The following is a 22,127-nucleotide window of genomic DNA, read 5'->3' as shown; positions in this document are numbered from 1 at the left end:
AAAAAGATTTTTCACAAAAAATTAACATTTAAAAAGCTGCTAAGCACGTCGCTTAGCAGCTTTTTTTCACTATTATATTACTGTAATTGCTATCGTTTTTTTAATCCTTTGGCTTGTGCCTTATCGGTGAGGGGGTACAAACTAATGGCATAACCCCCGCCTGCTACTGAGTGCAGGGTGAGTTTGCTCTTGTTGGTTACCAATACTTTTTGAATGGTATAGGCTTGCGGATTGGTTTGATAGTTGGCATCTTTGGCATCGGCGTAGATAGTGGCTACATAAGTAGTTTTGGGCTCTAAGAAACTGAAATGAATCTTGGACGTAAAATCCTTGCCGGCAGTATTGCCTACAAACCAATTGCGAGTGCCTTTGGCTTTGCGTGCCACAGTGATATATGCCCCTGGTTCGGCTTCTAAATAGTGGCTTTCGCTCCAATCGAGGGCAACTTCTTTGATAAACTGAAAAGCATCGGGAAAACGGCGGTAGTTCTCAGGCAGGTCGGAAGCCATTTGTAGCGGACTGCTCATCGTTACATACAATGCCAATTGGTTTGCCAAAGTGGCATTGCAGTGTGAATGGTTGTTGGGGTTGTTCTTGCTGATGTCCATTTCAAACACGCCAGGGGTATAGTCCATTGGTCCGCCAATAAGTCGGGTGAAGGGCAACACGCACACGTGATTGGGCTTGCTACCGCCAAAGGCTTGGTATTCACCTCCGCGCGCCGACTCGTTACCTATAAGGTTAGGATAGGTACGACACAAACCCGTAGGGCGCACTGCCTCGTGTGCATTCACCATAATGCGGTAGTCGGCAGCTTTTTTAATAGCATAAAGGTAGTGATTGTTCACCCACTGACTGTAATGGTTTTCGCCTCGCGGAATGATATTGCCCACATAACCGCTTTTTACAGCGGGGTATTCGTATTTGTTCATCAGCTGATAGGCTTTGTCCATAAAACGCTCGTAGTTGCGGATAGACGAGGAGGTTTCGTGGTGCATAATCATCTTAATTCCCTTACTTTTAGCGTATTGGTGAATAGCTTCGATATCAAAATCGGGGTAAGGTGTTTGGAAGTCGAATACCAAATCTTTAGAGTGTCCAAACCAATCTTCCCACCCTATGTTCCAACCTTCTACCAGTACGCCATCAAAACCATTTTCGGCGGCAAAGTCGATGTATTTCTTCACATTCTCGGTAGTAGCCCCGTGCTTGCCGTGGGGTTTGAGGGTGGTGTAATCGGTTTTACCGATATGCACACTGGGCACATCGTAAGTATACGACCATTCTTTCATACCGGTAATCATTTCCCACCATACCCCTACGTACTTCATCGGGTGAATCCACGAAGTATCAGCCAAAGCGCAAGGCTCGTTGAGGTTGAGGGTGATATCCGAAGCTAAAATATCGCGGGCATCGTTGCTTACAATCACTGTGCGCCAAGGCGTTTGGGCAGGGGTTTGCATATAACCTTTGGCACCGTTGGCATCGGGGGTAATCCACGATTGGAACACGAAGGTCTTATCGTTGAGATTGAGGTGCATCGCCCCGTAGTTCACCAAAGCAGCTTCGTGCAGGTTGATATACAAACCATCGTCAGTTTTGAGCATTAAAGCGGTTTGTACACCCGTATCCGAAAAGCCTGTTTGTGCTAAATTTGCCTGACGCCCTTTTTGGTTGATCGCGCGTATTTCGGAGAGGCGCGACTGCTGATAATCGTACTCTTGGGTATCGTAATCCCCTGGTATCCACCACGCTTGGTGATCACCCGTCATTGCAAACTCGGTGCGTTCTTCTTTAATCACAAAGTAAGGCATTTGCTTTTGTTCGGGGAACTCATAGCGGAAGCCCAATCCGTCGTCAAACAATCTAAAACGCAGGTTCATTTCTCGGTGGGTGTCCTTCTGTTTGAGGCTCACCAATAGCTCGTTGTAGTGATTGCGAATGTTTTGGCTTTCGCCCCATACGGGTTGCCAAGTTTCATCAACGGTTGTATTTTGGGTATTCACCACTTCAAAGTTATGGTAGAGAGAGGTGTTTGCCCCCTCTTTTTTGGTGATTTCAGCACCAAATTTCACTTCATTGGAGCTAAATAGTTCAATACCTAATCTACTCGGTTTAACTACTTCTTTTCCCTTGTAAAAAAGCGAATAGGTAGGAGTGCCTTCCGCGTTGAGTGAAAAAGAGAGTTTCAGCGCTTTGTTAGGCGAAAATAACTCCTGCGCTACTGCTGTAGCACAGGAGAGGATAGTTATTGTTATGAAAGTAAGAAATCTCATAAATTAGCAAATTTATTAATTAGCAAATTAGCAAATTTGGTATGAGCCATATAGGCATTTTTAATTTTCTAATTTGTGGATTGTCCCCTTATTCACTTACTCACAATTCTTGTGTATATACTCAGTTATGAGCCTTCGCTTGCTTCCCCGAAAGGGGACAATTCTTAAAAGTAAAGGGAATAATCTCCGAAAATAAAAATTAAAATTGTATTTATAGAAATAAAACAGTATCTTTGTCTCGAATTTAAAATCTATTCCTTATGAAAAATACTATTTTTTACACACTTATTACCTTGTTGTTTTTGCTTTCTTGTAAAAAAGAAAAACCTGAATTTGAAATTCAAAAGAGCTATCACACTTTTGTGATTGATGGACATTTAGAGGAATGCTCTTTTCGGATGTTTACAGGTGTCTTCGAAACAAAATGTTATAGGGTTACTGATGAATCTAACAAAACTTTCAGGCTCGCCGAAGGAGATTTAGAATTCAATACTTATGAAGCGGGTTATCGTTATACTGTAAAAGTACTTCGCGAACAAAAAATTCTTAACCGAGAACCCTATCAAGATGAGACAAATCCACCTCACTATACTGTTTTAGAGGTTTTAAAGAAAGAAAAACTATAAGTATAATTAGCCTATTTTATTAGTTAGCAGATTAGCAAATGAGAAAATTTGCTAATCTGCTAATTTTTTCATTAATACTCTATCACCACCATATCCCAATAGCTGAGGGAGGGGAGGGTGAAGGTGATTTGGTTGTTGTTATAGGTAAATTCTACCACACGGGGAGCACCGCCAAAGAGGTCGGGGGTAGCGAACCACACTTTTTTGGGATGTACAGTTACAGCAACAGTAGTTTTAAGGTCAGTTACTGTAGTAGGTTTCTTTTGAGTACCGTTGGTATCACGCCAGTCCATAGAGGTTACCCCGTTGAAATTGATAAGATGCACTATATCCTTGCCGTTCACGGTTTTGGTGAGAGCCGCCACTTTATCCTTCGCTGCAGGCCAAGCCGCTATTGTAGCATTTTCGGCAGTTACCTGCGCTGAGGTATAGCTACCGCCGTCGCGCAAGAGGTTTTGGTAAGCCACCAAGAAATCGTAGTAGGTGATGAGTGCTTTTTTGAGGTCGGCTTTCATTTGAAGGTTTTTGTTAGGGAAATACTCATTGGCGAGGTAGTGTTCGCCTATCTCTAAATGAGCCCCTCCAAAGGCAAAAATCACGGCATTGGTGAGCAATACGCCAGCTTCGTTTACAAAACCTGCATTCTTAGATTTTTCGTAATCCATATAGGCAGCCAACACGGTTTTGAGTTGGTTATTGCTACGATTGTAGTTGTCAAGGATAATTTTTGCCAACTGGTCGTAGGTTTTTTCGTCCCATACTTCGGTATAAAGAAAATCCACTTTATTGGTACCTGCAATTTCAGTTTGACCATATTGCCCTACCGCGTTCATTACAAGGCGCTTGTTAGGGTGTGCGCTTTTCATCGCATTGATAAACGAAGCGTATTGAGGCAAGAGGTCTACGCTATTGCCATTGTAATCGTACACCGTGCCACGCCCTCCGAGTTGGTCGATATGATAGCCATCGAAACCAAAAACGGCATAAACATCGCTGTTGCGTCCTGCTAAGTAGTTTTGCCAGTGTGCATTACCAGGGTTGGTGAGGTAGATACTACTGCGGGCAAAGTCGCCTAACAGGTGTGCATCTTTCTCTTTGTGTTGGTTGTCTTTGTAGAGAAACCACTCTTTGGCAACCCCATCGGCTTCCGCATTTTTGAGCGCCCCAAAAGCTAAATTGTAGAACATCGCTTTCATACCCTTGCTATGAGCAGCACTGATATAGCCACGTACAGTAGAAAGAAAAGTGGGGCGTTTGAAGAGGTCAGGCCACTCATTAGCAGGGTTTTGAGGGGTACCGGCCAGCGGTTTGTGGTGGTCGTACATCCAGTCGTAGAACTGAATACCATTGATGTGACAGCGATTCATAAAGTCGATGTTCTTCTCGATAGGCTCGTTTTTGCCGTAAGAGGACAAGAAGCCGTAGCGAGGGAATTTTGTCCAATCGGAAGATACATCCACAGCGATACTGCCGTAAGTATTTTGTTTACCGCCTGCTTCTTGGTATATTTCCACCAAATAACCTCGATAGTCATCGGCAGGGGTTACCCATTGCCAAGAGGTGGAGGTAAGAGGTTCTTCTTTAATGATTTCGCCTAAGTGAGAGTAGCGCACTTTGTAGGAACCAGAAGGCATACTCGCCAAGGTGAAGCGCACCGTGCTACCAGGGGTATAGACCGCCTTATCGGTGCTGATGTCTATTTTCAAATAAGTTTCGCCATAAGTAATAGGGTTGTTGCTGGGCGTATCATTCTTCTCGCAAGAGAAGAGGCTGAGCGTAGTGGCGAAGAATAAAGTATATAAAGCTTTCATTTTCAATTAATAATTATTCCTCTCTCCCGTTCCCTCTCTCCTTGGGAGAGAGGGGCAATCCGCAGATGCGAACGGAAAGGAGGGTTGTTTAACACGTATAAAGATGTTTTGTTCTTGAACTCTCTTAAACTCCCTCCCCTTGGGGGAAGCCAGCGAGTGCACACAGCTGGGTATGTGGAGACTTTTCAACTTACTGCTTTTTGATTATCACCTTTTGGGTGAGTTGGTTGAGGGTGATTTTGTAGGTGCCTGCTTCAGTGATTTTCCACTTATTATCGGGGTTAGAGCCGTGGGCGCTGAAAATCATAGGTTCTTCTACACCGGCGGGTGCTTTATCAGCTTTAGCAGCTAAGAACCAGTCGCCACCCCAATCGCTTTTCTTGTCGCAAGAGAATTTGAGTTCGCCTGCTTTCAAGTCGCCTTCCCACGTAAAGACATTAGGATTGCTGCTATCGACAGTCATAGCAATAGGATTGTTGATATCCCAACCAGCATCGGTAGCGCTACCAATCATATACATTCCTGCATAAGGGGTGAAAGGCACAATGTCAATCTTCATCGTACGAGTGTTGAGCGTAATCTTGTAAGTGCCAGCTGCAATTTTCCATTTGTAATCGGGGTCGCCTGCCCATTTCTTCACAGGGAGGTCGCTACCTTCAGCAGTATTATTTTCTTTAGGACGGAAAAATACTGCTGACCAATCACCTTCTTTAGTACCTATTTTGAACTCACCCCCATTGCCTAAATCGGCATTGTAGTGGAACACAAAGGGGTCGGCAGGGTCTACAGTCATTTTCTTGAAGCTCCAACCAGTAGGTTCACCTACGAACCACAACTCGGTATATTCAGGCGCTTCGCCTTTGGTGATGCTTATAGTGAGGTTGATGAGGTTCACTTTTACGGTATAGACACCACTTTCGGCAATTGTAAATTTCTCATCACTATTGTCGGCATCGGTTTTGCGGAAGTGCAACTCACTATTATTGCTACCTTTGCCATACGATGGTATAAACTGACCTTTGGTAGTGATAAACTTGATTTCGCCAGCAGACAATCGTCCTGACCAGGCAAAGGCTTTAGGAGTACCCTCAACAGGTTTCATCTCTTCGGCTTGATCGGCACTCCAACCGTGAGGGGCGGCACTACCGATGATATAGAGCGTATTGCTGATAGGGGTATGCGTTTTGAAAACCACCGTCTTCACATTGGAGTGTTGTTTCATTCCTTCGCCAGAGGCTACTTGGGCAATGATGCGTACTTCCATCGTAACTTCGGTGTCTGTCGCAACCTTGAAAGTGTTGAGCAATAGATTGTTGAGTTCTTCGTTTTTATACACTCTCTCATAGGCTTCACGACCTACATTCTCGCTGATACCTCCCGCAAAGTTGTTGCCTTGCACATCCATTTGGAAAGTATAGGTGATAGCGGCATTGGTGCCGTGATTGGAAGCTGCCGTCCAAGTGAACTTGATCGCTTCTTGTTCGGGGTTGGCAGCGTCTAAGGCTACGTTTTCTTTAGGAGCTTTCAATTCAAAGGGTTTTCCCTCTTTGAAGAGCTCCATATAGTCCTCTTTTTTACAGCCCGTAAGGAGCAGTAAGAGGAAGGCAATGTATAAATGGTATGGTTTCATATTAGTTTGTGTCCTCACCCCCTCCGTTCTCCCCCTCTCCGAAGGCGAGGGGGAGGGAAGCCGCAAAAGCGACAAGGGTGAAATTGTTTTTATTTGTTAATACTCACTTTTTCAGATTATCTCCCTTCGGGGGGACGGGGGCTATACTGCCCGTGCGGCTCGCACTTACCAACCAGGGTTTTGGGTGAGGTTGGGGTTGGCGTCGCGGTCTTTTTGAGGGACGGGCAAGAGCAGGTGTTTCTCGCGGGCGTTGGTTTTACCTATAGAGTGCAAGAAATTGAGTGCATACTGACCATTGTCCCAGCGAATCATATCAAACCAGCGATGCCCTTCAAAAGCGAGTTCTATACGGCGTTCGTGGCGTATTTTCTCACGCATTTGCGCTTGAGTGAGGTTCTCTATATCGGCGCGATGGGTAAGCCCAGCGCGGGTGCGCACTTTGTACAAAGGCACTTCGGCTTCGGTGGTGCGACCTAATTCGTTGAGGGCTTCCGCTTTCATTAGGAGTACATCGGCAAAGCGGAGCGCTACAAAGTTGGCAGGGTTGGTATTGAAATCAGGCGACTGACTTAATGGCACTAAAAACTTGCGCACGTTGTAGCCCGTGTTAGACATTGAAGCGCGGTACGCATTCCCCTCAAAATTAGGACAACCCTCATAGAGAATCGTCTTATCCTTGCGGAGGTCGCCAGCCTCGTATTGGTCTACAAACTCCTGTGTAGGCTGATTCCACCCATAAGCACCCCCTACCCAACCGCTGTTGCGGGGACCCATAAAAGTACTGAGCCAAGAGGCTTGGTTTTCTTCGCCCCAGAAATCGTCTTTGGTAAGTCCGTAATACTGAATTTCAAAGATGGACTCGGCAGTGTTTTTGTTGCGTTCGGCAGCGCCAAAACAATCGGAATAATCAGGATTGAGGGTATAGCCGAGGTTTTCGACAGCGTTGCACATTTCAAGAGCTTCGCTATATCTGCCCAAAGTGAGGTATACTTTGGCGAGCATACCCGCAGCAGCCCCTTTGGTTGCGCGACCTTTATCAGCATTGCTATATTGCTCGCGTGTAGGCAATAGGTTGAAAGCCTCTCTGAGGTCGGGGATAATCACCTCGTTGTATATCTTCATCTTGCTTTGGCGGAAAGGCGTTTTGTTAGTCAAACTCTCTTTAGGGTCGAGCTGAAGAGGCACATCTCCAAAGAGTTGCACCAAAAGGAAATAGTAGTGCGCGCGGAGGAATTTGGCTTCACCGATACAGCGGTTTTTGATATCCTCAGGGATATTGGCAGAAGGCAAAGCTTTTAGAGCCGTATTGCAATAGAGAATACCAGGGTTACAACCGCGCCATATTTCGAGCGCCAAAGGGTTATCGGCAGTTGCGTTGAAGTTGGAAAGAGTGATAGTTTCGAGTCCGTCGTTACCACCTCCAGCACCTACGATGCTGTTACCTGCTACGATGTCGAGCGTCCAGAGGCGCATATTGTAGAGGTTAGAGCGTTGCAAGGGTTTATAAGCCGAATTGGTAAGGGCAATTGCCGATGCCGCATCGCTTATGTTTTCAGCACTTGAATCTTCGTAAGGGGTCTTGTCTAAAAACTTAGAACAAGCCGTGAAGAACGGAAATGCCAATAGCGTGATGTATAATATCTTTTTCATAATATTAATTCCTCTCCCCCGTTCCCCCTCCCCGAAGGGAAGGGGGCAAGCCACTAAGGCTGCATAGGGGTAATTTTTTTTGTTTATAATTGTGTTTTTATTGTCTTCACCCGTTTCCATATACTCCGCTTTTGCGGACTTTTTAAAGAGAAGGAAACAATCTCCAAAGATAACAAGTAAGAATTAAATACTCACTTCTTCAGATTGTCCCCCTTCGGGGGAACGGGGGCTATTAAAACTGCACGTTTAATCCAAAGCTAACTGTGCGGGTTACAGGGTAAGTACCGCTATCAACGCCACCAGTGCCTACTTCGGGATCCATACCGCTGTATTTGGTGAAAGTATAGAGGTTTTGGCAAGACAGATATACGCGCAACATATCGGTGTGGAATTTTTGAGTAACCTCTTTAGGAAGTGTATACCCCAAAGTTACGTTTTTGATGCGCAAATACGAACCATCTTCTACAAAGCGGGTAGAGTGACGCGCATTTTGGTTAGGGTCGCCATAGATAGCACGCGGAATGCTATTGCTAGTGCCCTCGCCAGTCCAACGGTCTTTTACTTTGGCAATTTGGTTTTGTGGCACCGACATTCCCTCTTGCCATATACGGTTGGCATTGTAGATATCGTTGCCTGCTACGCCTTGTAAAAATATCTGTAAATCGATGTTTTTGTAGTTGAAATTGTTGTTCATAGAGAACGTCCATTCAGGGAACGGATTACCGATATAAGTACGGTCTTCGGCATTGATAACCCCGTCGTTGTTGAGGTCGCGGAACTTCACATCACCAGGGGCGGTACCGTTTTCCACTTGAGTAGCATAGTTATCTACCTCAGCTTGGTTTTGGAAAAGTCCGTTCATTACATAGCCATAGAAAGCGTTTACAGGGTGACCCTCGGAGAGGATTTGCAATTTGGTGAGGAACGCCTCAAAACCAGTGAACAAAGGCACACCGTCGTTCATCTTCACGATTTTGTTGCGGTTGAACGATACGTTTACATCAGTATTCCATTGGAAGTCCTTTTTATTCACATTCACTGATGACACTGTGAGCTCTACCCCTTTGTTTTCTACTTTACCAGCGTTGATACTCGGCACCGCAATATCCGAATAGCCAGAGCTTACTGATACCGCCATTGGCACCAACATATCACTGGTGTTTTTGATATAGGCATCAAAAGTGAGGTTCAAGCGGTTTTTGAGTAGCGCGAGGTCAATACCCCCGTTGAATTGCTCTACGGTTTCCCATTTCACATTAGGGTTAGGCATCACGTGAGGATAAAGAGTAGAAACCAAATTGTTGTTGAACACATATTGCCCTGTGCGCAATTTGGTGAAATAAGCATAGTTATCGATACCGCCTTGGTTACCAGTCATACCGTAACCCACACGCAATTTCACATCGTTTACATAGTTGTTTTTAGGGAAAAAAGACTCATTCGATGCGCGCCACGCCAAAGAGAAAGAAGGGAAAGTACCCCAGCGGTTTTCTTTGGAGAAACGCGAAGAACCATCGCGACGCACGGTAGCAGTGAGCAAGTACTTATCGGCATAGGTATAGTTGAGTCGCCCGATAAAGGAGAGGATAGCCCAATCGTTCATTGTGCCACCTACCGTAGGGTTTTCCAAGCCTTTGCTGAGTTGGTTTTGCTGGTCGCTCAAGAAGTTGCTCACACTCGCGTTGATTTTGCTATACACGTTGTTTTGCGCACTGGTGCCCACCATTACATTGAGGAAGTGCTTTTGGGCAAAAGTATTGGTATAAGTGAGTGTGTTATCCCAGAGGAGGGTAGTGCTCTTGTTAGCATCTTGGTAGAGGTTAGAGAGCGGATTAGGTATTGGTTTCCAGTTGTATTTAGGGGAGAAACTGCGGTTGTCCCAATATTTAAAATCAAGCCCCCCAGTGGTTTTGAATACCAAATGTTTTACAGGAGTAATCTCGGCAAAGATATTCCCCAAAATGTTATAGCCTTTGGTAGTGTTTTGTCCGTTGATAAGGGCAGTACCAATCACATTGCGGATATCGCTGTACTGATGAGCTGGCGAATCCGGGCCTGAGTAGCTACCGTCTTCATTATAAATAGGTTGTGTAGGCAAAGAAGCCATCGCCATACGGATGTTGTAGTCGCCCGATTTCTTTTCGTCGTGGCTGAGGGTGAGGTTGTTGCCAAACTTAATCCACGGTTTTACGCGCGACTCGCCGTTGAATTGCACTGTATAACGGCGGTAAGAAGTGTTGAGGATAATCCCATCTTGGTCGAACACCCCAGCTGATACGTAGTAATTGCTCTTGTCGTTACCGCCTGAGTATGAAAGCGAATAGTTGCGCATAAAAGCAGGACGGAAGAGCGCTTTGAGCCAGTTGGTGCCTTCCCCCCAGTCCTCAGGATTGGCAAAATCAGGGCGTTGTGTAAGCGGACTTACCCCAGGGGTGCGGTTGTAGTTGGCAATCATTTCGTTGTGAAAAGAAGCAAACTCGCGGGCGTTGAGCATCACGGGTAAGTTGGTAGCTTGTTGAAGGGCTACATTGGTGCTGAACGACAGTTTGCCGTCGCCATTTTTCCCTTTTTTGGTAGAGATGAGCACCACCCCATTAGCACCGCGAGAGCCGTAAATGGCAGTTGCCGAAGCATCTTTTAGCACGTCGATATTTTCTATATCATCTACGTTGAGCGCGTTGATACCGAGGTCGGTAGGTACCCCATCGATAACCAGTAGCGGTTCGCTGTTGTTAATTGTACTGATACCGCGAATGCGAAACGACACGTTGTCACCAGGTTTTCCCGCCGAGGTTACTTGCACCCCAGCAGCACGCCCTTGGAGTGCTTCCCCAGCGTTGGCAATAGGTTTCTCTTTGAGGGCTTTGTTAGACACCGAAGTAACCGCCCCCGTAAGGTCTTTCTTGCGGACAGTACCATAGCCTACCACCACTACCTCGTCTAACTGCTCTTGTTCTTCTTTGAGCACGATAGTGAGTTGGTTTTGGTTGCCTACCGCTACATTTTGGGTGTGATACCCTATAAACGAAACCGATAGCGTGGCTTTAGCAGGTACATCTATCGTGAAATTCCCATCGAAATCGGTAGTAGTACCCTTAGTAGTACCTTTCACCACCACCGATGCCCCCAGCACGGGCTGGTGTTTTTCATCGATTACCTTTCCGCTAATCTTTTTGTTTTGGGCAGAAAGGGCGGTAGAAAGCAAGCTAAAAAGTAGTAGCAAGGTGAGCTTGCCAATACTGTTTAATAAAGTTCTTTGTTTTCCTTTCATTTTAGTTAAAAGTTAAGAGGTAAGAGGTAAGAGCTGACACCTAATACCTAATTCTGCCGCAAAGATAAAACGTTAAAGATATACTAAAACACTGGATAGTGAAAATATAGATAACTAAAAATGTAGCAGTTTGATAAACAACAGAATAAAAAGAAAACAAGAGCGAAAAATATAGAAAGAATGTAAGGAAATGACGAGTTACGAATGACGAGAGACGAGTTACGAATGACGAATGACGAACGACGAGAGACGAAATATAAAATAAGTTAAAAAAATAGGATATAAAGATATTTTTTGTTACTTTTGCCCCAATGTTAGGTGTCAGGGGGCAGGTTTCAGGTGTCAGGTGTCAGGAATCTGACTTGTCTGATAGTAAATTATAAACAACATTAAACATTATTTTTTAACCCCCTCTTAACCAGATTGCCCCTCTCTTCTTGGGAGAGAGGGAACGGGAGAGAGGATAATACAAATATTATATGAAAAAACTCATTTTTTCGGCATTAGTTGCCACAGCATTATTTGTTTCCTCTTGCGGGAAAGACGACGACAACGGCGGAGGTAGCACTTCGATCAATGGGGATTGGTATCTTTATACCTTTTATGATAACCTCAATGGTAAAGGATTGCGATGGATAACTCCTGATAATTGTTCCCTACAAACTTATTGGTCTATTTCCGATAAAAAAATAAAGAACGAATGGTATCATTTAGAAGGTTCAGACTGCAAATACACTCCTATATATTACAATTACACGATTAATAATGGGGTTATAAATGTGACTGTAGCCGAGGACTCTCCTAATGAAAGGATAGGTGCTAAATCTTCTGTCAAATATGAAATGAAAGGTAAAGAGCTAATCATCTATCATAAATCAGGAGGTTATGATGCAATACAAATCTTTCACAAAAAAGGAGTAGACTATAGTTATCTCGACCCTTTGGTAGGTTATTGGAAACTTACCAAAATAGAAGCAGGAGGTACTACTTATCCTGCGGGTACTCCTGCTTGTTTTACAGGTAGTATAGTAGCAAGCTCTATAGGCTTTTCGCTCTACTATACCCTGCCTGAGAACAATACACAATGTCAAGCTGGAGAAGTGAAAAGCTACGACTATGTAAAAGAAGGAGGCAAATATTACAACGTTTCTAACGGACAAAAAGTACCTATCCCTTTTAGCTTTAGCAACAACAACCGAGCACTTACGCTTAGCCTTGGAGGAACTACAATGTTCTTCCAAAAACAGTAATCAATTAATGAAATAGTTACTTTACTTTAAAAAAAATCCCTTGCAGTGTAAAACTGCAAGGGATTTTTTTACTTTTGAATAAAGTCGGTTTTATCAGAGTTATCCGACGACTCTGACAAGTCTGAGGAGTCTGATGATGAACAGAAAGGTCTAATAAAACCGATAGCATTTTTAAGGTGTCATTTGTAGCAAGTTACTAATTTCCTCGGCGTGGGTGCGGCAGTAGTACATCACAAAAGCGATGTAAGGCACAAATAATAATATACTCCACAACGAACCTTGTGCAAAACCTTTGTAATCACCGCTGCGATAAAGGGTGTAGCCTGCCCATAGCAAGTTGAGCGTCATTGTGATATGCGACAGTTGGGCAAAGATATTGGCACCACTCCACGTGAATGTGAAGAGTCCCATAGTGCCGAAATAGTACATCGGCAGGAAGGCAAGGGGTAGCCAAAAGCTCTTTTTGGTGAGCCAAAAGGCGATAAAACAAGCTAAATACACTAAGCTGCTGGGGGAGCAAGCGTTGTAAGCAAGCCATTGCACAAAGTTTACTTTCAAAGTGAAGAAGAAATAACCACTCCCTGAAAGTGTGAGCAATAATAAGAGGATTGCCAAAACAATCCCTGCGGTTTTTTCAGTTTTTGTAAGAAGCATAATGTTAAAAATTAGTAAATTAGAGAATTAGCAAATTCGTTAATTAATGGGAATATAGATTTCTGTTTTTAGTTTTTCTTCGGGGGTGCGGCGAGCGTCGTTGAGGTATTTCTCGAACATAGGCTCATCGCGCAGTTCGTATTCACTTTCTACTACCCAACGCATTGCAGCATCGCAAACGGCAGAAAGCTGACTGTAACTGCCTTGATAGAAAAAGACGGCATACTTGCCTCCAGCTAAGGTTTTGCAACTCACATTTCCTTCGGGGAGCGCAGGTTTGTGAATAGCCAAACCTATATCCGAGCGTTGCAGAGAGGCTTCGGTAATTTTAGGGTCGTCGTACGATACACATATCGACTCGATGCCTTTGGTAAATAGCTTTTGCGATTTTACAACAGCCCATAGTTGTTCGTAGGCTTTGCCGTAGTCTAAAGAGCCATATCCGCCGGTAAGGGCTACATAGATGAGGTTTTTAGGCTCGAGTTCCATTATTTTAGGAGCTTTGAGAGCCAAATCGGGGTTGATGATTTCTTTTTTCATAATGTAGATATCTTTATTAGTTCTGTACTCGGTAGGGGTAATACCATATTGGTTTTTAAAGGCTTTGGAGAGCGATGCAGGGGTTTCATAGCCTATATTGAAAGCTATTTGCTCTATAGGAACGGTAGAGTAGCGCAGCAGTTGGGCAGCGGTTTCTATGCGCAAACGAGCGATAAAAGCGATAGGCGATTCACCTTTCAGCACTTTGAAAATCCTACAAAAGTGAAAGTGCGACAAGTGGGCTATATCGGCTAATGTTTTCAGTTCGATGGGCTCATCGAGATGACGGTTGATGTATTCCGCCACTTTGTTGATGCGCTGGGTGTAATCGTTATGAGTGATGGATTTCATAGGGTGTGATTTGAATTTCTGGGGCAAAGATACAGCAGTTTTCTCAAGGGGACTTTTCCTATATTGCTTTATTGTTTGTTGTTTGTTATTACAATATAAGTTGGACAAGGTCAGACAAGTCAGACGACTCGGACAAGTCAGATAGGAGGCAAACAAGGCTGTCAAAAGTATCCTGTAATTCCTAACCCCTGAAACCTAACCCCTGAGACCTAACGCCTAATTTGGCGCAATTTTTGAGGCTTATAAACTATTAATTGTCAATTGAATTATTATGACTTATACTATAACCATTAACGATAATAGCCCAATGGCTATGAGTTTTATAAAGTACGCAAAAACTCTTGATTTTGTTAAAGTTACCAAGATAAAGGAAACTAAAAAAGAAGCAATTGCTACTGAAGAACTCGAAGAAGATGAATATGGTATTCCTATCAAATACCGCGATAAAATTATGGCAATGTCAAAAGAATCTAATAAAAACATTGCACGTCGTTGGGATGAAGAACTTGCTAAAATGGAAGAAAAACAAGCTATATGATAGTTATTTCGGATACCAACATTATTTATAGCTGTTTCTATAAACCAGAAGGAGTTATAGCTACCATTTTGAGTGATAAAAAGAAAACAATTCAATTTATTGCCCCTGATTACCTTTTAGATGAGGTTAATGAACATTTACCTGAAATTATGAAAGATAATCATTTGACCAAAAGGCAAGCTAATGTCCTTCTCAAAAGATTTATACAAAATATTATTTTCTTCAAAGTAAAAGATATTCCAAGAGTATATATAGATAAAGCTAAAAATATAGTCAAAAGCATAGACCCTGACGATTATCCTTTTGTTGCACTTCATTTGGAAAAAGGCCATAAAATCTGGACTTGTGATTTCAAACTTTTGAATGGATTAAAAGAAGAAGGTTATGATATATGTATAACAACCCAAGAGCTTAAAACAAAAGTTTATCACAAAAAAGAAAGTATTTTATAGACTTTGTCAAAGTCCTTGGACTTTGACAAAGTGTAGTGACTGCCCCCCTAAATCTCTCCTTTCTTCATTTTTTCAAAATTGGTTTGAATCTCTGATTTTTCATCGTCGCCAACAGGGAGATTTTTAACGGCTTTTTCTTCTATTTCTAAGGCTTTTTGCTTTTCACCACGTGCGTACAAAAGGTGGGCAAAAGTGTCTAAATAAAAAGAATTTTCGGGTTCTAATTGTACTGCCGAACTCGACCATTGGAAAGCTTCATTCAATTTATCGGGGTTTTGCTTGTGCTCTTCAAACACTTTCCAAGCAATGTTATTGGCGCGATTTGCAAAACGCATTTTGTAGTATTTCCAACTGTTCTCATCATCGCCTTCGGAGAAAGCCTTGTCTAATGCAACGATGAGATTGCTATCCTTTTGCAATAGATTTTTGTAGTATTCACTGAAGTAAGCTGCAGCCTCATCTACATTGTTTTCATAGAGAAAATCGATGTAGTTGTCATCAGAGAAGAGTTTCTTTTTCAAACCTTCTTTATAAACAGTTTTTACGGCTTCAAAGAGTTTTTTGTCGTTGAAAACGATACGGTCGAGTTGGTTAGAGAGCTCACCATAACGCACTTCTATGATTCCTTTTTTCAAACGTTCGTTATAGCCCATATAGTTGTCGTCGTTACCTTCAATTTTTTTGTTGTAGGCTTTGATTTCATCGGCGAATTTCACCAAATAAGCAACGGCATCTATATCGGCAGTAGTTGCGGGTTTTTCAGCGTTGAAAATACGATAGTAATAGTTGCTTTCGGCATTGTTGAGAGAGAGCAAGAAAGCGTACTCAGGGTCGAGTTTGCTGTCCTTTTTATGAGCGTTTACCACGCGTTCCCATTGGGCGATTGCCTGCTCTGGGGTGAGTTGCATTTGGTAAATACCTTTGGGATTCTTGAGATTAGAGAAATAATCTTCGGCTTCTTGCGCAATATAGTCAAAAGCTTCTTCCTCATTGCTGTCGCCGGTTTTTTGTTCCGGACGATTCTTTGCTAATAAATACACACGCTGACTGTCCTTTTTTAGGAAAGTGGTGAAAATGTTTTGCAGTTCTTTTACGGGTAGTTTAGGGTTACTCAAGGCTTTATCGAGCGCGCGTGCCATTGCAATAGTGCTGAAACGGGCTACATTTTCGTTAGAAGTAAAGAGCTCATCACTGGCAACCTCCCTGATGGTTGCGGGTTGTGAATAGAGCACATTACCTGCAACGTCTAACAAAACTACTTGGTTACCTGCAGGAACTCCTTTGGCTTTGAGGGTTTTGAGGTCTTTGGCAGTAGCCAAATAGAACTCGTAAGGATAAAGCGGACTGTTATCGTCATCATCGTCGTTATAGCTCACGCTACCTTCGTCTTTGTATTTAGCGAAGAAATCATCAAATTCAGCTTTTGCTTTTGAGTTATCAGGTTGCTGGAACACTACCACTAAACGACTTTGTTTATCGGCTGAAGCGAGGGCAGCATTGAGGTTTTTAGGCACCGAAACTACGGCTTTGGCTTTTTCTTTGGCTTTTTTATCGGGGTCGTATCGAGGGATATCGCGTTCTTTTTCAAAGTCGATGAAGTGAGCCCATTGACTTACGTTTTCTTTAGAAGCGACAGGTACTTGGTTAGGATTGGGTTTGTCGTTTGGTTTGCTAAAGACAATGGCATTGCTGCTATTGCCTTCCGAAACCGAAATAGTTTGTTTGTCGGGATTGTAAACCCCGTTGAGGTTGAAGGAATTACCACCTGCTAAAACAGCGATTTCCACAGCATTTGTATCTTTGCCAATAGGGAATTTTTGGATGTTTACTTCCTTGTTTTTGCTGTAGGCAGCTTGGTGAGCATCAACTAAGTAGAGATTAGCAGTGCGGGGCACTTCAAAACTTTCGAGCACATAGTAAGTTTCGCCATTGCTATCCTTTTTTTCTTCAATATTCTCTAAAGAATCGATTTTGTTATAAACGCATACGTACTCCACTTCTCCTTTAGCATTTTCATACCCTATGTAGAGATAACGCGGATCGGCACCTGTGCGAGGCGGTGTTTTGAGGGTGATTTGCAATTGCTGACTGTCGCCTTGTTTTTTCTCAACAACAAAAGAAGAGGTTTGAGGTTGAAAAAGTATTTTTTTATCTTTGAGAACGTACTCACCCGAGGTAGCAATGAGTTCGTAAGTGCCGTTGGGGAGGAATCTCAATTCTAAAGCATTGCCAAGAGAGTTGGCTTTATAATTTCCTGAAGGAATGGGGGTTTGCGCAGCCAAAGAGAGCGGCAAGAGCGCTAATAAGGGGAGTACTTTCATTTTTAGATATTAGTTAATTTAGTCTTTAGGGCTTAGCAGCAAAAAGTGAGCCAGAGCATTTAGTATATTGTAAAAAAGGAAGGATTAATCTATAATTCCTTTTCTTTTGGCTTCGGCGGTAACAATCTCTATATCGGGGAGTAACTCGCGATGGGCTGTGGTGAGTTTTTGAAAGAATTCATAGAGATCATATCTATAGAGAAATAGTCTCTCAGCATCAGGAATTTTTACAGCTTCTTCATAGAATTTGATAAAGTAAGCCATAGCCTTTAGGTCGGTAGCATCAGGGATGTATTCGGTGTGAAAGATAATTTGCAGGAAATTCTGGTTGTAGAATGTAGTGTAGTTGCGTATGAGTAAACGGGTATACTCCTCATTTATTTTTCTATCGCGATAATGAGTATCCACTAAGCGTTTCCACTGCCAGCGCAGTTGTTTAGGGGTTAGCTTTAAGGTGTAATTTTCTACCTTTTGTAGTTGTAAATCATAGTTGTTGGTCACCATTTTGTGAAAAGCGTTTTCTACATCTTCTATAGGAGCTTGGGGGTTGGTAAGCACTTTGTCGATGAGACGAGCAGTGGCAGTAGTGCGCACCTCAGCTTCAGTATCGTCATAGAACAATTTTTTGCGATGCATTTCGGGTATAGTAGCTTCTTTATAATACATTACGTCACCATCATAATCACATACAGCATACACGTTTTTATCAGTAGGAATGCCATTTTTTTTGAGCCATTGAGCGTCGTCAATTTCATCTACTAAGTAAAAAAAGTAGTAGTAAATAGGTTTTTTGCCTTCTAAATCTTGGTCGTTAGGGTGTGATTCTATATAGTCGTTCCAGTAATCGTCGTAATGTTTAGACCTTTTCTTGTCGTTAGGTTGAGAGAGCACAACTAATAGTTTTTCTTGGTCTCGAACGATGTCGCTTATCACTCTTATCCGCATAGGAGGGGGAGGAGGAGGCGCAATAGGTATAGAATCGGTTTGACCAAAGGCAAAAAGGGGTAATAGTGTTAGAAAGAGGTATTTCATTATAAGATTAATAAAAATAGATTGCGAATAATTAGGCTTGTTTTTAGGGGGGCGTCCGAAAAGTTTTATTTATGTGGGCGTTTGCAAAACGCCCCTACATAACATACTACAAAATCTGTTGACAATCAAAGTGTAGCGACACAAAATGTAGCGACGCATCAACCTGTTACTTTTTACCTTTTAATACTTTCTCTATATCAGGGTCGGAAGGCTGGGGCGCATTGAGACTTACAATTCTTCCTTTCTCATCTATAATGAGAAAAGTAGGGATTTGTGTGATGTCACATTCTTTAATAAATTGAGATTCAGAGGCTTTATCGGCAATGAGTTGCACCCCTTTGTATTCTCTTTTCTTTACCATTTCTCGCCACTCTTGCTTATCGTTGTCTATAGCGATACTTACAAACTCAATGTTTTCTCCTTTGAGTTTTTCCTGTAAAACCCTAAGGTCAGCAAGTTTTGTTTTACAGGGGAGGCACCAAGTAGTCCATATACTCACATACAAGCGTTTCCCTTTGAGATCTGTAAGAGAAGTTGTCCCTCCTTGAGCATTTTCATAGTTGGTGAATAGCGGAGCCCGTTTTCCAGGAGCTAATTTCAGCGTTTTGTGATAAGCTTCTTTAGCATCTTGTATTACTTTTTTATCTTTTACATTGTGGAGTATAAAGTTCAGTATTTTCTTATTTTCAGTATTGCCAGGTTTTATCAAGAGTACCAAGTTTTCCGCAAAATAAGCACGAATATTATCCGATTTGAGAGTGCTTATTAGCTTTATGAAATTATCTATTCGCTCGGGATTGTTGGGGTTTTCACCTATTTGTTCAAAGTATTTGATTTTCACCAAAGTTCTATAGACTTCATTGCGCTCAAATTCTTGTGCATTATCAAAGTCTATCGCATCTCTTTCGGCATAGAAATCTTTGGGGAGTTCCACTTCCTTACGGATGAAGAATTTATATATATCAGGATATTTTATCAAAGCATATACATAGTTGTAGTCAATCCAATTTTGTTGGTTTTTGAGGAATTCATTGTCAAAATTATAGCTTTCTAATTTTGTTTTCAATTCGCCTAATAGCGCCCTAATGTTTTTTTTAAACTCCTGAGGTTCTTGTAGGAAGAGGGTGTTATACACATCGGATATTTTTTCTTTAAAGAAGTGATCCCTTTCTATGAAATACTGAGTTTGCTCGGCTTGCGCTCCTGATACGGTTATCTTAAGAGGCTGCATACTCATAAAAATCTCTATATTGGTTTTGTTATCTATATACAAAGAAAGCGATATAGGATCCTCAAGATAGTAGGTATGATCATTGCTTATAACGGGTATGGTATCTCGGAAAGAACCATCATTGCCAACAGCAATCTCCTTAAAGAGTTTATCGTTATGAATAAGTCGCATCTTTTGATTAGGTGTAGAGAAGTCTAATTTTCCAGAGATTACCCCATAATCCTTTCCTTTTTGGAGAGATTGGGCGCCACAAGGAGCTAATAAAACAAGCGTTGTTAGGGTTGTAATGATTTTTTTCATATTGTTTATTTGTATTTTATTAGTGTTTATCAAAAACGGCTTGCATCTCGCATAGGTGCGTTTTGTGTTGCTCGTGTTGTTTGTCAATTAGGTTATTGTACTGCTTAGAATTCAACAAGGTATTTGATACATTACCCCATATCTAACTAACTTTCAATGTTTCTATATATTAAAGCTGTTTAAACAAAAACAAATAATAACCCTTTAACAAGAAATACAATAGTCTACCTCTAATTATCTATTCCTTCCTTTTTTCTAATTGGTGCAAAGCTAATTCCTTTATTTCGGTATCATTAGTTTCAGCTGCTAATTTTTCTAATGCTAAAAGACTCTCAGGCTGTGGTTGAGCTCCTATAGCGTAGATGATTTTTCGTATATAAGGATATTTGAAATCATTGTCTTCTAAATACTTAGGGATATTATCTATTGCTTTTAATAGAATAGGTATATTTTTGGTACTATTATTCCACATTGTTTGAAATAAATCAACAATATCTTCGTGGGAATTATGAAAATTCAATAAAAGCAATCTCCTTAAAGGTTCTTCGTTAGAGGGATTAAAACAATTTAAAAACCACCCCGTTAGGATAACATTTTGTACTGTTTCTAAGTCCTTTTTTTCTATTAATGTATATATTGCATTATTAAATGATGATTTATCAATTTCTTTTTTTAGAATAGCTTTCAATTCTTCATCATCTTTTATTTCTTCTGTAAAATAATATTTATCCATTATATTATTTATAATATCAACAGTTTCCATATTTCTCGTATTTTTTAATTTCTTTTACAAACCTAAACTCTAAGATAACGTGAGTTCGACGTAAGTATTCATTTAACAATCAGCGAAATATTTTAAATCTCCCACAAAACCAGCGAGTTGGCGTAGCTGGGTATGTAAAACACGAATTTTCACCTAACGGTGAGTTTTTTTGTAAATATATTATGATACAAAGTTGTAAATCAATGTTCTGTTATATCAAACTGACGTTGATTTATTATTTTCTTCTGTTAGAATGCGCATTTCGCCACTTTTCAATGAGAGTTAGTATTAAAATTGAACCTTTTTGTAGTCCTTTTTTAAGCAGAAAACATATACCCCACCACAAACAGCCAGCAACAAGAGCTCCTATACTAAAAAGAATATGATCAATGATTGGGGGAACCCCTTCTTTATTGATTACAAAAGAAAGTGCTATGCTTAAATATCCAAAGGTATAATAGAACCAATATCCACAAACTAAAGAATTGTTGTTTGTGTGACATTCTTTTGATAAGTACCAAAAAAAGTCAAGCGAACTTCCATTTACAATGATTATTATAGTAGTAACAATCACTATAAATACTAAAAAATAGTATAAAATATTTATTATTTTATTTATTTTGTTTTCCATTTTCTCTTTTTGCGTGTCGCTCGTGCTGTTTGTCAATTAGGTTGTTGGGGTGTTAAGGATATATTTGATACATTACCTTTTTTTGAACTTTGTCCCTACGTGAATGTATACAAACTCTTGTTGTAATAGGAACAAGTATCGGGGGAGATGTTATTATCGATAAAAACAATCTTTATCCCAATTTTTAGGATTATTAATGATGTAATCAGTTATCTTCTTAAATGAATCGTAATTTCTTATGATATGATCGTGATAATTACGCTGCCAAAGTGTTGGAGTTTTTTCTGTAAAAACAGAAGAATTAGAACTCTTATATAATTCTAAATTAGGTAGGTTTTCCCATAAATTATTATCATTTACTAAGTGAGATGTTGCTCCTTTGTAACCTCTTACAATACTACCAATAGTGTTTGAAGGGCTACCAAAAGTATTTTTGTTTGTATAAGTTGTGTTTTGATAAAGAATTTCTACAATAGCGTGGAAATGGTTAGGCATAATTACAAAAGAATAAAGTTTGATATTATCTCGTATAAGTTCAGTTTTTAGCCATTCATTATAAGCGATTTCACCAATTTTACTAAGATATATTTCTCCTTCTTTTATTTCTCCAAAAAAAGAAAAACCATCTTTACAACAAATGGTTATAAAGTACAACCCTTGTTGAGAATAGTCATAGTTGTTTAGGCGAGTACTATGTCTGTGATGAATAAAAGGATCAAATTTTATCATATTTTAAAAATAATGCGTTTGTTGCTATTTGGGCGTTTGCAAAACGCCCCTACACAACGAGATGTAAAAGA

17 protein-coding genes are annotated in these 22,127 nt (G+C 41.2%); 4 read left to right on the top strand and 13 right to left on the bottom strand.

Features of this window, described 5'->3' with window-relative positions:
• Positions 1 to 89: 89 nt before the first annotated feature.
• Positions 90 to 2,276: a glycoside hydrolase family 97 protein gene (locus JMN12_RS07315; RefSeq protein ID WP_203138317.1), complete on the bottom strand. Its 2,187-nt coding sequence runs from the start codon at positions 2,274 to 2,276 to the stop codon at positions 90 to 92.
• Between the two features lie 260 nt (positions 2,277 to 2,536).
• Here JMN12_RS07315 and JMN12_RS07310 point away from each other — a divergent pair, with 260 nt between their 5' ends.
• Complete coding sequence (locus tag JMN12_RS07310; RefSeq protein WP_126371163.1) at positions 2,537 to 2,902, top strand: DUF4377 domain-containing protein; 366 nt, start codon at positions 2,537 to 2,539, stop codon at positions 2,900 to 2,902.
• 71 nt (positions 2,903 to 2,973) lie between these two features.
• Here JMN12_RS07310 and JMN12_RS07305 read toward each other — a convergent pair whose 3' ends face one another.
• From JMN12_RS07305 to JMN12_RS07290, 4 genes are all read right to left on the bottom strand, one after another.
• Positions 2,974 to 4,713 carry a glycoside hydrolase family 66 protein gene (locus JMN12_RS07305; protein ID WP_203138315.1) on the bottom strand — a complete coding sequence of 580 codons (1,740 nt, stop codon included), beginning with the start codon at positions 4,711 to 4,713 and terminating at the stop codon, positions 2,974 to 2,976.
• A gap of 190 nt (positions 4,714 to 4,903) precedes the next feature.
• The gene (locus tag JMN12_RS07300; protein WP_203138313.1) at positions 4,904 to 6,343 is read right to left on the bottom strand and encodes a SusF/SusE family outer membrane protein; all 1,440 of its coding nucleotides are present in this window, start codon (positions 6,341 to 6,343) and stop codon (positions 4,904 to 4,906) included.
• Positions 6,344 to 6,508: 165 nt separating this feature from the next.
• On the bottom strand, positions 6,509 to 7,993 hold the full coding sequence (locus tag JMN12_RS07295; RefSeq protein WP_203138304.1) for a RagB/SusD family nutrient uptake outer membrane protein: 1,485 nt from the start codon (positions 7,991 to 7,993) through the stop codon (positions 6,509 to 6,511).
• Between the two features lie 232 nt (positions 7,994 to 8,225).
• A complete protein-coding gene (locus JMN12_RS07290; protein WP_203138302.1) occupies positions 8,226 to 11,264 on the bottom strand; it encodes a SusC/RagA family TonB-linked outer membrane protein in 3,039 nt (1,012 codons plus the stop codon).
• A gap of 479 nt (positions 11,265 to 11,743) precedes the next feature.
• Between JMN12_RS07290 and JMN12_RS07285 the strand changes: the two genes are divergently transcribed.
• Positions 11,744 to 12,514 carry a lipocalin family protein gene (locus JMN12_RS07285; RefSeq protein ID WP_203138301.1) on the top strand — a complete coding sequence of 257 codons (771 nt, stop codon included), beginning with the start codon at positions 11,744 to 11,746 and terminating at the stop codon, positions 12,512 to 12,514.
• A gap of 171 nt (positions 12,515 to 12,685) precedes the next feature.
• Here JMN12_RS07285 and JMN12_RS07280 read toward each other — a convergent pair whose 3' ends face one another.
• Together JMN12_RS07280 and JMN12_RS07275 are read right to left on the bottom strand one after the other, a co-directional pair.
• Entirely contained in the window at positions 12,686 to 13,168 is a 483-nt protein-coding gene (locus JMN12_RS07280; protein WP_203138300.1) for a hypothetical protein, read from the bottom strand.
• A gap of 39 nt (positions 13,169 to 13,207) precedes the next feature.
• Entirely contained in the window at positions 13,208 to 14,059 is an 852-nt protein-coding gene (locus tag JMN12_RS07275) for a GyrI-like domain-containing protein (RefSeq protein WP_203138299.1), read from the bottom strand.
• Positions 14,060 to 14,330: 271 nt separating this feature from the next.
• On the opposite strand from JMN12_RS07275, the gene JMN12_RS07270 reads away from it, so the two are divergent.
• Both JMN12_RS07270 and JMN12_RS07265 read left to right on the top strand, forming a co-directional pair.
• Positions 14,331 to 14,597, top strand: a complete 267-nt coding sequence (locus JMN12_RS07270) for a glutaredoxin-2 domain protein (RefSeq protein ID WP_203138298.1) — start codon at positions 14,331 to 14,333, stop codon at positions 14,595 to 14,597.
• On the top strand, positions 14,594 to 15,049 hold the full coding sequence (locus tag JMN12_RS07265; protein WP_088593202.1) for a PIN domain-containing protein: 456 nt from the start codon (positions 14,594 to 14,596) through the stop codon (positions 15,047 to 15,049). Before JMN12_RS07270 ends, JMN12_RS07265 begins: the two co-directional genes overlap by 4 nt.
• 47 nt (positions 15,050 to 15,096) lie before the next feature.
• On the opposite strand, the gene JMN12_RS07260 is transcribed toward JMN12_RS07265, so the two are convergent.
• The 6 genes from JMN12_RS07260 to JMN12_RS07235 all read right to left on the bottom strand — a co-directional run bounded on the left by JMN12_RS07260 (position 15,097) and on the right by JMN12_RS07235 (position 22,056).
• Entirely contained in the window at positions 15,097 to 17,370 is a 2,274-nt protein-coding gene (locus tag JMN12_RS07260; RefSeq protein ID WP_203138297.1) for a hypothetical protein, read from the bottom strand.
• Positions 17,371 to 17,454: 84 nt separating this feature from the next.
• The gene (locus JMN12_RS07255; protein ID WP_203138296.1) at positions 17,455 to 18,402 is read right to left on the bottom strand and encodes a hypothetical protein; all 948 of its coding nucleotides are present in this window, start codon (positions 18,400 to 18,402) and stop codon (positions 17,455 to 17,457) included.
• A gap of 166 nt (positions 18,403 to 18,568) precedes the next feature.
• A complete protein-coding gene (locus JMN12_RS07250; RefSeq protein ID WP_203138295.1) occupies positions 18,569 to 19,933 on the bottom strand; it encodes a TlpA family protein disulfide reductase in 1,365 nt (454 codons plus the stop codon).
• Positions 19,934 to 20,171: 238 nt separating this feature from the next.
• Complete coding sequence (locus JMN12_RS07245) at positions 20,172 to 20,696, bottom strand: HEAT repeat domain-containing protein (RefSeq protein ID WP_203084603.1); 525 nt, start codon at positions 20,694 to 20,696, stop codon at positions 20,172 to 20,174.
• Between the two features lie 235 nt (positions 20,697 to 20,931).
• Positions 20,932 to 21,327, bottom strand: a complete 396-nt coding sequence (locus JMN12_RS07240; protein ID WP_203084602.1) for a hypothetical protein — start codon at positions 21,325 to 21,327, stop codon at positions 20,932 to 20,934.
• Between the two features lie 153 nt (positions 21,328 to 21,480).
• Entirely contained in the window at positions 21,481 to 22,056 is a 576-nt protein-coding gene (locus JMN12_RS07235) for a transposase (RefSeq protein ID WP_203084601.1), read from the bottom strand.
• Positions 22,057 to 22,127: the final 71 nt, after the last annotated feature.

The sequence above is a fragment of the Capnocytophaga genosp. AHN8471 genome (assembly GCF_016806945.1).
Classification (GTDB): domain Bacteria; phylum Bacteroidota; class Bacteroidia; order Flavobacteriales; family Flavobacteriaceae; genus Capnocytophaga; species Capnocytophaga periodontitidis.
Note: the sequence above shows the minus strand (reverse complement) of the source record. Positions and strands in the feature narration are given on the sequence as shown.

What these genes read in the sequence shown, in the direction of transcription:
- JMN12_RS07315 (WP_203138317.1), bottom strand. Translation starts at nt 2,276, where the DNA reads ATGAGATTTCTTACTTTCATAACAATAACTATCCTCTCCTGTGCTACA.
- JMN12_RS07310 (WP_126371163.1), top strand. Translation starts at nt 2,537, where the DNA reads ATGAAAAATACTATTTTTTACACACTTATTACCTTGTTGTTTTTGCTT.
- JMN12_RS07305 (WP_203138315.1), bottom strand. Translation starts at nt 4,713, where the DNA reads ATGAAAGCTTTATATACTTTATTCTTCGCCACTACGCTCAGCCTCTTC.
- JMN12_RS07300 (WP_203138313.1), bottom strand. Translation starts at nt 6,343, where the DNA reads ATGAAACCATACCATTTATACATTGCCTTCCTCTTACTGCTCCTTACG.
- JMN12_RS07295 (WP_203138304.1), bottom strand. Translation starts at nt 7,993, where the DNA reads ATGAAAAAGATATTATACATCACGCTATTGGCATTTCCGTTCTTCACG.
- JMN12_RS07290 (WP_203138302.1), bottom strand. Translation starts at nt 11,264, where the DNA reads ATGAAAGGAAAACAAAGAACTTTATTAAACAGTATTGGCAAGCTCACC.
- JMN12_RS07285 (WP_203138301.1), top strand. Translation starts at nt 11,744, where the DNA reads ATGAAAAAACTCATTTTTTCGGCATTAGTTGCCACAGCATTATTTGTT.
- JMN12_RS07280 (WP_203138300.1), bottom strand. Translation starts at nt 13,168, where the DNA reads ATGCTTCTTACAAAAACTGAAAAAACCGCAGGGATTGTTTTGGCAATC.
- JMN12_RS07275 (WP_203138299.1), bottom strand. Translation starts at nt 14,059, where the DNA reads ATGAAATCCATCACTCATAACGATTACACCCAGCGCATCAACAAAGTG.
- JMN12_RS07270 (WP_203138298.1), top strand. Translation starts at nt 14,331, where the DNA reads ATGACTTATACTATAACCATTAACGATAATAGCCCAATGGCTATGAGT.
- JMN12_RS07265 (WP_088593202.1), top strand. Translation starts at nt 14,594, where the DNA reads ATGATAGTTATTTCGGATACCAACATTATTTATAGCTGTTTCTATAAA.
- JMN12_RS07260 (WP_203138297.1), bottom strand. Translation starts at nt 17,370, where the DNA reads ATGAAAGTACTCCCCTTATTAGCGCTCTTGCCGCTCTCTTTGGCTGCG.
- JMN12_RS07255 (WP_203138296.1), bottom strand. Translation starts at nt 18,402, where the DNA reads ATGAAATACCTCTTTCTAACACTATTACCCCTTTTTGCCTTTGGTCAA.
- JMN12_RS07250 (WP_203138295.1), bottom strand. Translation starts at nt 19,933, where the DNA reads ATGAAAAAAATCATTACAACCCTAACAACGCTTGTTTTATTAGCTCCT.
- JMN12_RS07245 (WP_203084603.1), bottom strand. Translation starts at nt 20,696, where the DNA reads ATGGAAACTGTTGATATTATAAATAATATAATGGATAAATATTATTTT.
- JMN12_RS07240 (WP_203084602.1), bottom strand. Translation starts at nt 21,327, where the DNA reads ATGGAAAACAAAATAAATAAAATAATAAATATTTTATACTATTTTTTA.
- JMN12_RS07235 (WP_203084601.1), bottom strand. Translation starts at nt 22,056, where the DNA reads ATGATAAAATTTGATCCTTTTATTCATCACAGACATAGTACTCGCCTA.